The 14,340-nt window shown below is 58.3% G+C and carries 12 protein-coding genes and 2 pseudogenes; 12 read left to right on the top strand and 2 right to left on the bottom strand.

What is annotated here, in order from left to right:
- Positions 1 to 20: 20 nt before the first annotated feature.
- The 4 genes from ACYP2Q_RS10610 to ACYP2Q_RS10595 all read left to right on the top strand — a co-directional run bounded on the left by ACYP2Q_RS10610 (position 21) and on the right by ACYP2Q_RS10595 (position 3,348).
- Positions 21 to 566 carry a twin-arginine translocation pathway signal protein gene (locus ACYP2Q_RS10610; protein ID WP_459730399.1) on the top strand — a complete coding sequence of 182 codons (546 nt, stop codon included), beginning with the start codon at positions 21 to 23 and terminating at the stop codon, positions 564 to 566.
- 156 nt (positions 567 to 722) lie between these two features.
- Complete coding sequence (locus ACYP2Q_RS10605) at positions 723 to 2,318, top strand: GMC family oxidoreductase (RefSeq protein ID WP_459730398.1); 1,596 nt, start codon at positions 723 to 725, stop codon at positions 2,316 to 2,318.
- A gap of 115 nt (positions 2,319 to 2,433) precedes the next feature.
- The gene (gene coaD, locus ACYP2Q_RS10600; RefSeq protein WP_459730397.1) at positions 2,434 to 2,913 is read left to right on the top strand and encodes a pantetheine-phosphate adenylyltransferase; all 480 of its coding nucleotides are present in this window, start codon (positions 2,434 to 2,436) and stop codon (positions 2,911 to 2,913) included.
- Positions 2,914 to 3,096: 183 nt separating this feature from the next.
- Positions 3,097 to 3,348 carry a YfhL family 4Fe-4S dicluster ferredoxin gene (locus tag ACYP2Q_RS10595; RefSeq protein ID WP_003195146.1) on the top strand — a complete coding sequence of 84 codons (252 nt, stop codon included), beginning with the start codon at positions 3,097 to 3,099 and terminating at the stop codon, positions 3,346 to 3,348.
- 78 nt (positions 3,349 to 3,426) lie between these two features.
- On the opposite strand, the gene mutM is transcribed toward ACYP2Q_RS10595, so the two are convergent.
- Positions 3,427 to 4,239 (bottom strand): bifunctional DNA-formamidopyrimidine glycosylase/DNA-(apurinic or apyrimidinic site) lyase, encoded by an 813-nt coding sequence (gene mutM, locus ACYP2Q_RS10590; RefSeq protein ID WP_459730396.1) that lies wholly within the window; start codon positions 4,237 to 4,239, stop codon positions 3,427 to 3,429.
- Positions 4,240 to 4,281: 42 nt separating this feature from the next.
- Positions 4,282 to 5,097 (bottom strand): HDOD domain-containing protein, encoded by an 816-nt coding sequence (locus ACYP2Q_RS10585; protein ID WP_459730628.1) that lies wholly within the window; start codon positions 5,095 to 5,097, stop codon positions 4,282 to 4,284.
- 207 nt (positions 5,098 to 5,304) lie between these two features.
- On the opposite strand from ACYP2Q_RS10585, the pseudogene ACYP2Q_RS10580 reads away from it, so the two are divergent.
- The 8 genes and pseudogenes from ACYP2Q_RS10580 (at position 5,305) to ilvD (ending at position 14,236) form a co-directional block, all read left to right on the top strand.
- Positions 5,305 to 5,845 (top strand): annotated as a pseudogene (locus tag ACYP2Q_RS10580) (type 1 glutamine amidotransferase domain-containing protein).
- A 163-nt stretch (positions 5,846 to 6,008) separates the two neighbouring features.
- Positions 6,009 to 7,205 (top strand): class I SAM-dependent rRNA methyltransferase, encoded by a 1,197-nt coding sequence (locus tag ACYP2Q_RS10575; protein ID WP_459730395.1) that lies wholly within the window; start codon positions 6,009 to 6,011, stop codon positions 7,203 to 7,205.
- Positions 7,206 to 7,607: 402 nt separating this feature from the next.
- Positions 7,608 to 8,687, top strand: a complete 1,080-nt coding sequence (locus ACYP2Q_RS10570; protein WP_459730394.1) for a SagB family peptide dehydrogenase — start codon at positions 7,608 to 7,610, stop codon at positions 8,685 to 8,687.
- Positions 8,684 to 9,649: a diiron oxygenase gene (locus ACYP2Q_RS10565; RefSeq protein ID WP_459730393.1), complete on the top strand. Its 966-nt coding sequence runs from the start codon at positions 8,684 to 8,686 to the stop codon at positions 9,647 to 9,649. Before ACYP2Q_RS10570 ends, ACYP2Q_RS10565 begins: the two co-directional genes overlap by 4 nt.
- Positions 9,642 to 10,868 (top strand): MFS transporter, encoded by a 1,227-nt coding sequence (locus ACYP2Q_RS10560; protein ID WP_459730392.1) that lies wholly within the window; start codon positions 9,642 to 9,644, stop codon positions 10,866 to 10,868. The genes ACYP2Q_RS10565 and ACYP2Q_RS10560 overlap by 8 nt, the downstream gene beginning before the upstream one ends.
- A 128-nt stretch (positions 10,869 to 10,996) precedes the next feature.
- Positions 10,997 to 11,413 (top strand): annotated as a pseudogene (locus ACYP2Q_RS10555) (RlmI/RlmK family 23S rRNA methyltransferase); the annotation flags it as partial.
- Positions 11,414 to 11,619: 206 nt separating this feature from the next.
- A complete protein-coding gene (locus ACYP2Q_RS10550) occupies positions 11,620 to 12,078 on the top strand; it encodes an REP-associated tyrosine transposase (protein ID WP_459730391.1) in 459 nt (152 codons plus the stop codon).
- 316 nt (positions 12,079 to 12,394) lie between these two features.
- Positions 12,395 to 14,236 carry a dihydroxy-acid dehydratase gene (gene ilvD, locus ACYP2Q_RS10545; RefSeq protein ID WP_110662550.1) on the top strand — a complete coding sequence of 614 codons (1,842 nt, stop codon included), beginning with the start codon at positions 12,395 to 12,397 and terminating at the stop codon, positions 14,234 to 14,236.
- Positions 14,237 to 14,340 lie beyond the last annotated feature (104 nt).

Genomic DNA, 14,340 nt, shown 5'->3' with positions numbered 1-14,340 from the left:
ACCCTCGGGTAATAACAAGAATGCACCCTAGCCTGTCCGATACTCCCGCGCTGTCACGGCGCGGCCTGCTCAAATTCAGCCTCGGCGCCAGCGCCTTTCTTGCCACCGCCGGGTTGGGGGCCAGTCTGAGCGGCTGCTCATCGAGCGTGCCTGCCAGCGGCTTCACGGCGCTGCGCAGTGGCGACCTGGCGTTTCTGCGCGCCCTCGTCCCGGTGCTGCTCGAGGGCGCCGTGGCTGCCCAGGGTATGCCCGATGCTGTCGAGGGCACCCTGAAAAGCCTCGATTACAACCTCGATCACCTGTCGCAGGAAATGCTCAAGCTCACCCGGCAATTGTTCGACGTGCTGGGCATGGCCGTCACCCGCGGGCCGCTGACCGGGATCTGGGGCAGTTGGGAAAACGCCAGTGCCGGCGATATCCGGCACTTCCTCGAACGCTGGGAAAACAGCTCGTTGAGCCTGCTGCGCATGGGCCACAGTTCATTGCTGCAACTGGTGATGATGGCCTGGTATGGGCGTAAGGAATCGTGGGCGCATTGCGGGTATCCGGGACCGCCGACGGTTTGAAACCGAGTCGACGCCTTCGCGAGCAAGCCCGCTCCCACAGGTATTGAGGTGTCTCACCTTTTTGCGAACGACTCAACCCCTGTGGGAGCCGGGCTTGCCCGCGATGGCGTCAGCCGCCTCACCACCTAATCCAACAATAAAAAGAGACCTCCAAAGATGCCCGTACCCGACCCGTTCCGCGAAGGCATGGCCCGCGGCTGGAAAACCCACAACGGCTCGCAACTGACCCAGGACCTGACCCTCGAAGCGGATGTGGCGATCATCGGCAGCGGCGCCGGCGGCGGGACCACGGCCGAAATCCTCAGCACGGCCGGCTACAAGGTGCTGCTGATCGAGGAAGGCCCGCTCAAGACCAGCAGCGACTTCAAGTTGCTCGAAGACCAGGCCTACGCCAGCCTCTACCAGGAAGGCATCGGCCGCATGAGCAAGGACGGCGCGATCACCATCCTCCAGGGTCGGGCGGTGGGCGGCACTACGCTGATCAACTGGACTTCGAGCTTTCGAACGCCAGAGCCGACGCTCGAACACTGGGCCAGGGAACACAACGTGAAGGGCCACTCCCCCGCTGAAATGGCGCCCTGGTTCGAAAAAATGGAACAGCGCCTGGGCGTCGCTCCGTGGATGGTGCCACCCAATGCCAACAACGATGTGATCCGCAAGGGCTGCGAAAAGCTCGGCTACAGCTGGCATGTCATCCCGCGCAATGTGCGCGGCTGCTGGAACCTCGGTTACTGCGGCATGGGCTGCCCGACCAATGCCAAGCAATCGATGATGGTCACGACCATTCCGGCCACCCTGGAAAACGGCGGCGAGCTGCTTTACTTGGCCCGCGCCGAAAAGCTCCTGATCAGCGACGACAAGGTCAGCGGCCTGCAATGCGTGGCGATGGACGAGCGTTGCGTCGAGCCCACCGGCCGCAAGATCACGGTCAAGGCGCGGCATTACGTGCTGGCTGGCGGCGGGATCAACAGCCCGGCATTGCTGCTGCGCTCAGGGGCACCCGACCCGCACCAATGCGTAGGCAAGCGCACGTTCCTGCATCCGGTGAACATGTCCGCCGCGCTGTTCGACGAGGTGGTCAACCCCTTCTATGGGGCGCCGCAGTCGATCTACTCCGACCATTTCCAATGGCAGGACGGCACCACGGGCAAAATGGCCTACAAACTGGAGGTTCCACCGCTGCACCCGGCGCTGGCGACGACGCTGCTGGGCGGTTTCGGCCAGGAAAATGCGCAACATATGGCCAATCTGCCGCATACCCACGCCATGCTCGCGCTGCTGCGCGACGGTTTTCACCCGGACAGCCAGGGCGGCAGCGTACAGTTACGCGGCGACGACACACCCGTGCTCGATTATCAGGTGTCTGCCTATGCCTGGGATGGATTGCGCCGGGCCTTCCACAGCATGGCCGAGATCCAGTTCGCCGGCGGTGCCAGGGCCGTGATGCCGATGCACGCCGACGCGCGTTACGTGAACACCCTCGCCGAAGCACGCACCTTGATCGACAGCCTGAGCCTGGAGTTGTATCGCACGCGGCTGGGCAGTGCCCATGTGATGGGCGGCTGCGCGATGGGCGAAGAGCCGAAAAATGCCGTCGCCGACAGCCTCGGCCGACATCATCAACTGGTCAATCTGTCGATTCATGACGGCTCGCTGTTCCCCACCAGCATTGGCGCAAACCCGCAGTTGTCGGTCTACGGATTGACGGCGCAACTGGCGACTTCACTGGCCGAACGTTTAAAAAACCCATGAAAAAGACGATTATTCCTATCGTCTTTAGTGCTTTCTTACCCAAAAGGCGACTTGGCCGACCGGTTAGGCTGCGATACCATCCGAATCCCCAACGCACTCCCGCCAGGACGACGCGATGAACCGAGTGTTGTACCCAGGTACCTTCGACCCTATTACCAAGGGCCATGGCGATCTGGTCGAACGCGCCTCGCGCCTGTTCGATCACGTGATCATTGCTGTCGCCGCCAGCCCGAAGAAAAACCCGTTGTTTCCAATGGAACAGCGAGTAGAACTGGCTCGCGAGGTCACCAAACATCTGCCGAACGTAGAAGTCGTCGGCTTCTCGACGCTGCTGGCGCACTTTGCCAAAGAGCAGAATGCCAACGTGTTCCTGCGTGGTTTGCGCGCGGTGTCGGACTTCGAATACGAGTTCCAGCTGGCCAACATGAACCGCCAGCTGGCCCCGGATGTGGAAAGCCTGTTTCTTACCCCGTCCGAGCGTTATTCCTTCATTTCCTCGACGTTGGTCCGTGAAATTGCAGCCTTGGGCGGCGATATCACCAAGTTCGTGCACCCGATAGTCGCGGACGCCCTGACACAACGCTTCAAGAAGTAATACCCGGACTGTAGGAACCGGCTTGCTGGCGATCAATACATCGCGGTGCACCTGACACACCGCCATCGCCAGCAAGCCGGCTCCTACAGAACGTCGCGCCCGCGTGCATAGCGCTCACCAATGCGGCACAATTACGCGCATTGATTTATTGCGCCCGGGCCTGCCGCCCCGGCTGGAGTTAGCATGTCCCTGATCATCACCGACGATTGCATCAACTGCGACGTCTGCGAACCCGAGTGCCCCAACGCCGCCATTTCCCAGGGCGAAGAAATCTACGTGATCGACCCGAACCTGTGCACCCAGTGTGTCGGCCACTACGACGAACCGCAGTGCCAGCAGGTCTGCCCGGTGGATTGCATTCCGCTGGACGAAGCCCATCCTGAGACTGAAGAGCAGTTGATGGAGAAGTACCGCAAGATTACCGGCAAGGCTTGAAAGATCGCAGCCTGCGGCAGCTCCTTCAGAGATCGCATTCCCCTGTAGGAGCTGCCGCAGGCTGCGATCTTTTGTTTTTCAGGTCTGACAGCGCGGGCAGAACACGCTGGCGCGCTGCCCGAGTTTCACTTCACGCAATGGCGTACCACAGACCTTGCAGTGCTCGGCACCACGGCCGTACACGAACAGCTCCTGCTGGAAGTAGCCCGGCTGACCGTCTCCGCCGATAAAGTCGCGCAGCGTGGTGCCGCCCCGCTCGATGGCGGCCGCCAGGATGCGCTTGATCTCGATTGCCAGCTTCAGGTACCGCGCCCGGGAAATGCTCCTGGCTTCACGACGCGGGTCGATACCGGCGGCGAACAGCGCTTCGGTCGCATAGATGTTACCGACGCCAACCACCACCGCGTTGTCCATGATGAACGGCTTGACCGCCATCGAGCGCCCGCGCGACTGCTGGAACAGCCGTTCACCGTCGAACAAGTCGGTCAGCGGCTCTGGCCCCAGGCGAATCAACAGCTCATGATTGTACGGATCGAGGCTCCACAGCATCGCGCCGAACCGCCGCGGGTCGGTGTAGCGCAAGGCCAGGCCCGACTCCAGCTCGATATCCACATGCTCATGCTTGGCGGCCGGCAGGCCGGCTTCAACCAGACGCAAATTCCCCGACATGCCCAAATGGCTGATCAAGGTGCCAACCTCGGCATTGATCAACAGGTACTTGGCGCGCCGCTCCACCAGCACGATGCGCTGGCCCGACAAACGCACATCGAGGTCTTCGGGAATCGGCCAGCGCAGGCGCCGATCACGCACGATCACCCGGCTGACGCGCTGGCCTTCCAGGTGCGGCGCAATCCCGCGGCGGGTGGTTTCGACTTCTGGCAGTTCAGGCATGGGGTTCTCGAATCAGACGCTCGGTGAGAAGAGATTCGCCACTCAGCGATGAGCGCCGAGGTCGCGAATCGTCTGCTTGAGGGTTTCGAAATCGTAATCCGAGAGGCCGACGTAATCGAGCACCAAATGCCCGATGCTGTTCCACTCATGGTCTTCGGGCTGGTTGCCCAGCACCCGGTAGGACGCACAAATATGCTCGGCCATTTTCAGGATCGCCAACAGGTTTTTCAGGGCGCTGTTGCGCGACGACTCGTCACTGAAGATCGCCAGGGCATTGTGATGGTTGGCGATCGCGGCAGACACGTGATCCGGCAGGCGCCAGGACTTGGCCGTGTAGTACCCGACCACGGCGTGGTTGGTGTTGAACGCCTGGTTCTCGGTGTCCACCACCCGGCAATCGGGGCCGGCGTTGGCATAGGCCTGTTCCAGCACGCTCATGTAGTTGGGGAACCGCTGCAGCATCAGCGGCACGCCGCAATCGTGGAACAACCCGAGGGCATAGGCTTCATCGCCGGCCTGGGCGCCAATGCGCTTGGCCAGGGTCAGGCAGGTCATCGCCACGTCCTGGGCGGTGTCCCAGAACCGGTTCAAGGTGACGATGGTATCGTCGTTCATCTCGCCCTTGATCGACTGCGCGTTGATCAGGTTGATGATCGAACGGCTACCCAGCAGATTCACCGCGCGCTGGATCGAAGCGATCTTGTTGCTCAGGCCGTAATACGGCGAGTTGACGATTTTCAGCAGGGAGCCAGAGAGCCCCGGGTCCTGGGAGATCAGCTTCGCGATCACATCCAGATCCGGGTCGGGCATGTACTGCTCCATCTGCAGATCCACCATGATCTGCGGCTGGGCCGGCACACTGATGCCTTGCAGGGATTGCTGGATTTGTTCGGGCGTCAGCTCTTGGGACATAAGTACACACTCTGGGACAGGCGCAGATTCTAACCTTTCTGATATTGGATCCGACATACCAGCGAGCACATCGCAGGAACTTTCATTCAAAACCTGGCTTCGGACTTTGTAATGCCCACGGGCAATCACTCTCTCAAAGTCAGGAGCTTTTTCATGTCCAATTCCCTGAATGGCAAACGCGTCGCGATACTGGTGACCAATGGTTTCGAGCAGGTCGAACTGACCGGACCGAAAGAAGCCCTGGAGCAGGGCGGGCGCCCGGGTCGACATACTTTCCGCGAAGGAAGGTCAGGTCAAAGGCTGGAATCACGATAAACCGGCGGACGACTTCAAGGTTGACCGGACATTCCGCTCGGCCAGTATCGAGGAATACGACGCCGTGGTCCTGCCTGGCGGTGTGCAGAATTCCGACACCATCCGCCTCGACCAGGATGCCCAGCACCTGGTCAAGATGGGCACCTCTGCCGGCAAGCCGATCGCGGTCATCTGTCATGGCGGCTGGCTGTTGGTTTCGGCCGGGCTGGTCAACGGCAAGACCATGACCAGCTACAAGACGCTAAAGGACGATCTGGTGAATGCCGGTGCCCATTGGGTCGACAAGGAAGTGGTCAAGGACGGAACACTGATCAGCAGCCGCCAACCGGATGACATTCCGGCGTTCAATCGTGAGTTGATTCAGCTGCTTTCGGCGTAAGTATTCCAAACCGCTATCGCGAGCAAGCTCGCTCCCACAGGGCAACCCATTCCAATGTGGAAGCGAGCTTGCTCGCGATGGGGCCATCAGCGTTTCATCGCCCTTCGAACCCGCCACACCCCTCAACACGCTATACTCCCGCTCTTTTTTCCGGAGCGACGTCATGTCCCTGCCTAGCCTGCGCCTCAAAGCCAACGCCGACCGTCGCCTGCGCAACGGTCACCTGTGGGTCTACAGCAACGAAATCGACGTGGCTGCCACCCCGTTGCACGGCTTCAAGGCCGGCGACCAGGCGATCCTCGAAGCCGCCGGCGGCAAGCCGCTGGGCATCGTCGCCATGAGCCCGAACAACCTGATCTGCGCGCGCCTGCTGTCGCGCGACATCAAGCTGCCACTCGACAAATCGCTGCTGGTGCATCGCCTGAACGTGGCCCTGTCGCTGCGCGAGCGCCTGTTCGACAAGCCGTTCTATCGCCTGGTCTACGGCGATTCCGACCTGCTGCCAGGCCTGGTGGTCGACCGTTTCGGCGACATCCTGGTGGTGCAGATCGCCTCGGCGACCATGGAAGCCCATAAAGACGACGTGATCGCGGCCCTGACCCAGGTGCTCAAGCCAAGCGGCATCCTGTTCAAGAACGACTCCGCCGCCCGTGATGCCGAAGGTCTCAATCGCTACGTCGAAACCGTCTTCGGCCTGGTGCCGGAGTGGGTCGCGCTGGAAGAGAATGGCGTGAAATTCGAAGCGCCGGTCATCCAGGGCCAGAAAACCGGCTGGTTCTACGACCACCGCATGAACCGCGCACGCCTGGCGCCCTACGCCAAGGGCAAGCGCGTGCTCGACCTGTACAGCTATATCGGCGGCTGGGGCGTGCAAGCGGCCGCGTTCGGCGCCAGTGAAGTGTTCTGCGTCGACGCCTCGGCCTTCGCCCTCGACGGCGTCGAGCGCAACGCCGCGCTGAACGGTTTCGCCGAGAAAATGACCTGCATCGAAGGCGACGTCTTCGAAGCCCTGAAAGAACTGAAAGCCAGCGAAGAGCGCTTCGACGTGATCGTGGCCGACCCGCCAGCGTTCATCAAACGCAAGAAAGACATGAAAAACGGCGAAGGCGCCTACCGCCGCCTGAACGAACAAGCCATGCGCCTGCTCACCAAGGACGGCATCCTCGTCAGCGCTTCGTGCTCGATGCACCTGCCCGAAGACGACCTGCAGAACATCCTGCTGACCAGCGCCCGCCACCTGGACCGCAATATCCAGATGCTGGAACGTGGCGGTCAGGGGCCGGATCATCCGGTGCATCCGGCGATTGCCGAGACTCGGTATATCAAGAGCATTACTTGCCGGTTGTTGCCGAATAGCTGATTGCACTATTTTATTGGGGGGCGACGGCTTATCGCCCCCCAATACATTTTCTGAACTTTACGCCCCCTCTACGCCCTAGTGGGAAGCTACGTTATTGTTATTGATCCGAAAAGCCATAAAGTCGATTAGTATGTAGGATTACTCCGACAACATTAATAGAATATTCCTACTCAGTATTTTCTTGAAAAAACATGACCAACACCTATGATTGAACTGTCACTTCAAAAGTGACATTCACTTAAAATCAAAAGGAGTTCAAACATGAAAGCAATTACTCTGGAAGCTTCCCACATCGCGAACTTGGCTTTTCTGGTTTCCAAGAAAGCCTGATAAGTAAATGAAGCGCTGGGGAGTGCCGGCTACCCAGCGTTTTATAGGGCACCACCCAGAGAATCATTTAACATGCAAATAAATCCTAATATTTTCATACTTCCGCGCACCCCCAACCAAATAATCTGGGATTACAAAAGTCACAAACAGTTTGAGCTCAACCTTGAATACTCAACTCGACTTGCCGAACTAATCGAAAATCCAAACAACTTCAACAATTCAAACGAAATTGACTCTCAATTCCTTAGTGCAGGAATCCTTACAAACACCAAACCCAGCCACACAAAATGGGGCTGGGATGAACTATCAAAAATATTCCACACTGGCACTAAGAACATCCCTTGCGTTCACGTCCCGCAAGACACTCATGAATGGTCGAGCCTATATCTCGATCATTGTACAAACGTCCTCAATACCTCCCCCCCTCCAACCAGAGTCGCGGAATCCTTGGCACGCGACCTGATTGCCCTACCGCTCCCTTCTTGCCTCCCGGAACGCTCCCTAGCAAACGTTCTGATTGACCGAAAAACCTGCCGCACTTTCACAGGTGAAGCCGTTTCTCTAGAGATCATAAGTACACTTCTTTACCTGACCCTCGGCTATTTGCGTGAGCGCGAAAACGACATCGATGAAAGCATTGCTGAAGGCCTCGGAGCTCGGCGAAGCAGTCCATCTGGTGGTGGGCTAAATGCCTGTGAAGGCTTTCTCCAGGTTCAAAACGTTGTTGGTCTGAAGACCGGTTTATACGCCTATCATTCCACGGCGCACGCGCTGAGTTTCGTCAACCCCTTGCCCGATCAACCATTAGGGCATCTTCTATCCGGGCAACACTTCATCAACAACCTGCCATTCGGATTGTTCATAACCTGTAGATTCGACAAACTTTGGTGGAAATATGAGCACTCGCGAGCCTATCGAATGGCCTACATCGAAGCCGGCCATATTTCCCAGACGTTCCAGTTAGCAGCCACCGCAATGGGATTGAACACCTGGTTGACCGGCGCATTGACAGATGATCAGGTGGAAGCCTTGTTGGGATTGGAAGATAGTCCAGAGCAAGTGTTGTTTTTTGTTGGTTGCGGCAAGAGTGACGGGCAAGTGATGTGTAAAGAGTTAAAATCGCTGTTGACCTCGCAGGAGCAGAGGCAATGAACGCTTTCCCTAACGACCGTATCATGTGGGTCCGCCGCTTCACCCTTGGTGACTGGAACACCCGATCCTCAGTTAGAAGCAGCCCGCACTGTTATCTACTGCCCTCGGACTTAAATGAACAATTGGAAACTCGATACTGGTTTCCACCGACTTTTCTCTCTTATCTAAATCACCCAGCGCTCAAAACAAAAAATAAAGCAATCACTCAACGCCTTTCCGCCAACCATTTGGTGCACTTTCTCGACTACACCACCTTGCTTGAACACCGCATCGTCAACCGATCAGTTGAAATCATTGCCCACGACGAACTGGGCATTGCTATTCCTACAAGGATGAAAACAGCTGCTCTGCAGCTTTACACTGATGAAGGCTATCACGCGCTGTTCTCCAATAATCTTGCCGAACAAATTGCAGACTTTTATGGCATGACTGACCGACCGGTCATGCCCCAACGAATTACCCGACTGAATGAACTGATCGACCACACACCGACCAAGCACAAAGCATTGGTGTGGTTTCTTGTGGGCTTCGTCTCGGAGACGATTATCGCCAAGGAGCTGCTCGACGTTTGTCGCGACGCTTTGGTGAGCACCGTTCAGGAAATGCTCAGAGATCATCTCGCCGACGAGGCTCGACACAGTCGCTACTTCTGCGAAGTGTTTCATTATTTTTGGCTGAACTTTAGCGGCGCTCAGCGCGCCCTAGCAGCCGAGCTGCTCATAGAGATTCTGCTTATTTTCTTTGAGACCGATGAATGCTGGCTCAGCGGGAGCCTACGCAGCGTTGGCCTTAGCGAAAAGTCAGTTGCTCAAATTATTGCTGATATGGCGGACGAGCACGCTCGTCTTCTTCGCATCCGATCAAGCGCCAGCGCCACATTTCAAGCATTGAAAGAGGCAGGGTTCTTTGACCTGCCTATCAATAGGCAACTGTTCTCCGAGGCAGGGCTTATCGATGAATGATGAAAAATATGCAGTCAGTGCAGAAAAGCGTCGGGCAGCGGTCGTTCTGTTAATGACGATGGTGTTACTCGGCGTCTTCCCCCTCGACGTGTTGCTGCCCTCCTTCCCCGCCCTGGCCGAACACTTCTGGACCACGCCCGCTGATATCGCGCTGTCCATCAGCCTTTTCGCCATCGGCATCTCCCTTTCCCAACTGTTGATCGGACCGCTCTCGGATACTATCGGCCGCAAACGTCTGCTCCTGGCAGGCATGGCGGTTTCGATCGCGGGGGCGACCGGCTGCCTGCTTTCCACCGATTACGTAGCGTTCCTGATGTTCCGCGTGGTCCAGGCCATCGGCTGCGGTTGCTTCGTGCTGTCGCAGGCGCTGGTCCAGGATTTGTTCCAGGGCAAGGAGCGGGATCGGCTGCGGATTCTGATGGTAACGGCCAGCGGGGTGTTCATTTCCGTCTCGCCGTTGTTGGGCAGCGTGCTGCAACAGGCCTTGGACTGGCACGGCAGCTTTCTTCTGTTTATTGCATTGGCCGTCGTCGTGTTTCTGAAGGCGTATTTCATGTTGGAAGACCAGCGACCTGCCCTGGCCTCACGCCAGCGCATCCTTCACACCTACCAACGGGTGTGTGGCAACGCGGGGTTCATGGGCTATTGGTTGATCGCGGCCATAGCCTTTACTTGCCACTTTTCCTTCATCGTCGTTTCGCCGCTGATCTTCATGGATCAGCTACACATGTCGGTCTACGCGTTCTCCCTGACCCTTCTGCTCTATGGTGCAGCGTATATCATCGGCGGGATCGCCGCCCGGGTGCTTACCAGCCGGATTACACCCAATACTCAAATCATTGTCGGATTGAGCCTGATTTTCTTCTCAGGAGTGGTGATGCTTTTACTCTCAAGTTGGCTTGGGCTTTCGACCTTGACGGTATTGGTGCCGATGATCATCTGTACCGCCGGCACGACCATCGCACGCCCCATCGCCACGTCCAAAGCGATGGACGTGTTTCCGGACAACGCCGGCACTTCAGCGTCGGCCGGGAACACACTGGTTTTCATCTGTGGCGGTTTGATCAGCGCATTGATCAACCTGAGTGGAACAGATCTGCAAACGACCCTGGCACTGGCTTTTCTGCTGCTCAGCGCGGTGGCGCTCGGCCTCAATACACTGATCAATCGCCGCCATTCCTGTGGGAGTGAGCTCGCTCGCGATGGTCACCAACAATGACGCTGAAAGTCTGGTACTCCGCGGCGTTCCCTGGCTCATCGCGAGCGAGCTCACTCCTACAAGGGTTGCGTCCGCACGTCTTGTGAATGCCGACTCCCCGCTTGCAGGTATTCCCTCCTGCCGCCAGCCGTGTAGCTGCGCTGAACGGTTTCGCCGAGAAAATGACCTGCATCGAAGGCGACGTCTTCGAAGCCCTGAAAGAACTGAAAGCCAGCGAAGAGCGCTTCGACGTGATCGTGGCCGACCCGCCCGCGTTCATCAAACGCAAGAAAGACATGAAAAACGGCGAAGGCGCCTACCGCCGCCTGAACGAGCAAGCCATGCGCCTGCTCACCAAGGACGGCATCCTGTTCAGCGCATCGTGCTCGATGCACCTGCCGGAAGACGACCTGCAGAACATCCTGCTGACCAGCGCCCGCCACCTGGATCGCAATATCCAGATGCTGGAACGTGGCGGTCAGGGGCCGGATCATCCGGTGCATCCGGCGATTGCCGAGACTCGATACATCAAGAGCATTACTTGCCGGTTGTTGCCGAATAGCTAATACCGCAAACCACTGTAGGAGCGAGCTTGCTCGCGAAGAACAAACAGGCACCGCGGATGTTCAGACATACCGCGTTATCGTTGACGTTTTTCGCGAGCAAGCTCGCTCCTACAGGGGTACCGACACATCCAGACCAACTGTCATCACGACATCTTTTACCGCTGCGTCTAACGTTTTCTCTTCCAGTCATCGAAGAGGACAACGGAATGTCCATCCCTCCCCACGCTCACCGTTTACGTACCGGCCGCCACTCGGAAGATGGCCGTATCTATCTGCTCACCGCTGTCACTCATGAACGACAACCGATTTTCAAGGACTGGCGCATGGGTCGCCTGGTTGTACATGAGCTCAGAAGAACTCATGAAGCCGGCGACGCAACGGCTTTAGCCTGGGTGATCATGCCCGATCATATTCACTGGCTGGTTGAACTCCATAACGGCGATTTGCCGAAGCTCATGCAAGTAACCAAATCCCGCAGTGCTCGACTCATCAATCAGGCGCGAGGCCTTTCAGCGCCTGTTTGGCAAAAAGGCTACTTCGACCGAGCGTTGCGCCGCGACGAGGATCTGAAAGCCATGGCTCGATACATCATTGCCAACCCATTACGCGCAGGGCTCGTCGACCATATCGGCGAATATTCGCTCTGGGACGCCATCTGGATCTGAAACACAGTCCATGTAGGAGCGAGCTTGCTCGCGATGGTCGTCAACGATAACGCTCAAAGCCTGACACCCCGCGACACTCTCAGGTTTTTCGCGAGCAAGCTCGCTCCTACAGGCATTCCCTCCTGCCGCCAGCCGTGTAGAATCGCGAACATTCATCGCCAGTCATCCCCGGCGGGTTTATGAGCTCAAGCTGAAGCGCGCGGCGATCCCGCAAAGTTATCGGCAACTTCCGGACACGCGGCCATTTCTGAGTGTTCCAGACGTCAATAGAAGCTCACTTCCCTTTTGATACCTGATTAGCCGCCCGGAGTGCTTCATGCCTGATTACCGCTCGAAAACATCCACCCATGGCCGCAACATGGCCGGCGCTCGCGCACTGTGGCGCGCCACGGGGATGAAAGATGACGACTTCAAGAAGCCGATCATCGCCATTGCCAACTCCTTCACCCAGTTCGTACCGGGTCACGTGCACCTGAAAGATCTGGGCCAACTGGTCGCCCGCGAAATCGAACGCGCTGGCGGTGTGGCAAAAGAATTCAACACCATCGCCGTCGATGACGGCATCGCCATGGGCCACGACGGCATGCTGTACTCGCTGCCGAGCCGCGAGATCATCGCCGACTCCGTCGAATACATGGTCAACGCCCACTGCGCCGACGCCATCGTTTGCATCTCCAACTGCGACAAGATCACCCCTGGCATGCTGATGGCGTCCCTGCGCCTGAACATCCCGGTGATCTTCGTGTCCGGCGGCCCGATGGAAGCCGGCAAGACCAAACTGGCCAGCCACGGTCTCGACCTGGTCGACGCCATGGTAATCGCCGCCGATTCCAGCGCTTCTGACGAGAAAGTCGCCGAGTACGAGCGTAGCGCCTGCCCGACCTGCGGCTCGTGCTCCGGCATGTTCACTGCCAACTCGATGAACTGCCTGGTCGAAGCCCTGGGCCTGGCATTGCCGGGCAACGGTTCCACCCTGGCCACCCACAGCGACCGCGAGCAACTGTTCCTGCAGGCCGGCCGCACCATCGTCGAGCTGTGCAAACGTTACTACTTTGATAACGACGAGTCGGTGTTGCCGCGCAACATCGCCAACTTCCAGGCGTTCGAAAACGCCATGACCCTGGACATCGCCATGGGCGGTTCCACCAACACCATCCTGCACTTGCTGGCCGCGGCCCAGGAAGCCGAGATCGATTTCGACCTGCGCGACATCGACCGTCTCTCCCGCCACGTGCCGCAACTGTGCAAAGTTGCTCCGAACATCCAGAAGTACCACATGGAAGACGTGCACCGTGCCGGCGGGATCTTCAGCATCCTCGGCTCGCTGGCCCGTGGTGGCTTGCTGCACACCCAGCTGCCGACCGTGCACAGCCGCAGCATGGAAGAAGCCATCGCCAAGTGGGACATCACCCAGACCACCGACGAAGCCGTGCACCACTTCTTCAAGGCAGGTCCTGCGGGCATCCCGACGCAAACCGCGTTCAGCCAGTCGACCCGTTGGGAAACCCTGGATGACGACCGTGAAAACGGCTGCATCCGCAGTGTCGAGCACGCTTACTCGCAAGAAGGCGGCCTGGCCGTGCTCTACGGCAACATCGCCCTGGACGGCTGCGTGGTGAAAACCGCCGGCGTCGACGAGTCGATCCACGTGTTCGAAGGCAACGCCAAGATCTTCGAAAGCCAGGACAGCGCCGTACGCGGCATCCTTGCCGACGAAGTGAAGGAAGGCGACATCGTCATCATTCGCTACGAAGGCCCGAAAGGCGGCCCGGGCATGCAGGAAATGCTCTACCCGACGTCGTACCTGAAATCCAAAGGCCTGGGCAAAGCCTGCGCCCTGCTCACCGACGGCCGTTTCTCCGGCGGCACCTCGGGCCTGTCCATCGGCCACGCATCGCCTGAAGCCGCTGCCGGTGGCGCGATTGGCCTGGTACAGGACGGCGACAAGGTGCTGATCGACATTCCGAATCGCTCGATCAACCTGTTGGTCAGCGACGAAGAACTGGCTGCACGCCGCGTCGAGCAGGACAAGAAAGGCTGGAAACCGGTTGAAGTGCGTCCTCGTAAAGTGACTACTGCACTGAAGGCCTACGCCCTGCTGGCGACCAGTGCCGACAAGGGTGCTGTGCGTAACAAGGCGATGCTTGACGGGCTGTAAGCGTCAGTTGCAACGAATAAAAATGCCCCGCCAAGTGCGGGGCATTTTGCTTCCACAGATCAACTGTAGGAGCGAGCTTGCTCGCGATGAACGCAAGGACACCG

Source organism: Pseudomonas sp. MHK4, from assembly GCF_054600775.1.
Note: the sequence above shows the minus strand (reverse complement) of the source record. Positions and strands in the feature narration are given on the sequence as shown.

Coding starts and splice junctions, on each gene's coding strand:
- mutM (WP_459730396.1), bottom strand. CDS start 4,239: ATGCCTGAACTGCCAGAAGTCGAAACCACCCGCCGCGGGATTGCGCCG.
- coaD (WP_459730397.1), top strand. CDS start 2,434: ATGAACCGAGTGTTGTACCCAGGTACCTTCGACCCTATTACCAAGGGC.
- ACYP2Q_RS10565 (WP_459730393.1), top strand. CDS start 8,684: ATGAACGCTTTCCCTAACGACCGTATCATGTGGGTCCGCCGCTTCACC.
- ACYP2Q_RS10575 (WP_459730395.1), top strand. CDS start 6,009: ATGTCCCTGCCTAGCCTGCGCCTCAAAGCCAACGCCGACCGTCGCCTG.
- ilvD (WP_110662550.1), top strand. CDS start 12,395: ATGCCTGATTACCGCTCGAAAACATCCACCCATGGCCGCAACATGGCC.
- ACYP2Q_RS10550 (WP_459730391.1), top strand. CDS start 11,620: ATGTCCATCCCTCCCCACGCTCACCGTTTACGTACCGGCCGCCACTCG.
- ACYP2Q_RS10560 (WP_459730392.1), top strand. CDS start 9,642: ATGAATGATGAAAAATATGCAGTCAGTGCAGAAAAGCGTCGGGCAGCG.
- ACYP2Q_RS10610 (WP_459730399.1), top strand. CDS start 21: ATGCACCCTAGCCTGTCCGATACTCCCGCGCTGTCACGGCGCGGCCTG.
- ACYP2Q_RS10570 (WP_459730394.1), top strand. CDS start 7,608: ATGCAAATAAATCCTAATATTTTCATACTTCCGCGCACCCCCAACCAA.
- ACYP2Q_RS10595 (WP_003195146.1), top strand. CDS start 3,097: ATGTCCCTGATCATCACCGACGATTGCATCAACTGCGACGTCTGCGAA.
- ACYP2Q_RS10605 (WP_459730398.1), top strand. CDS start 723: ATGCCCGTACCCGACCCGTTCCGCGAAGGCATGGCCCGCGGCTGGAAA.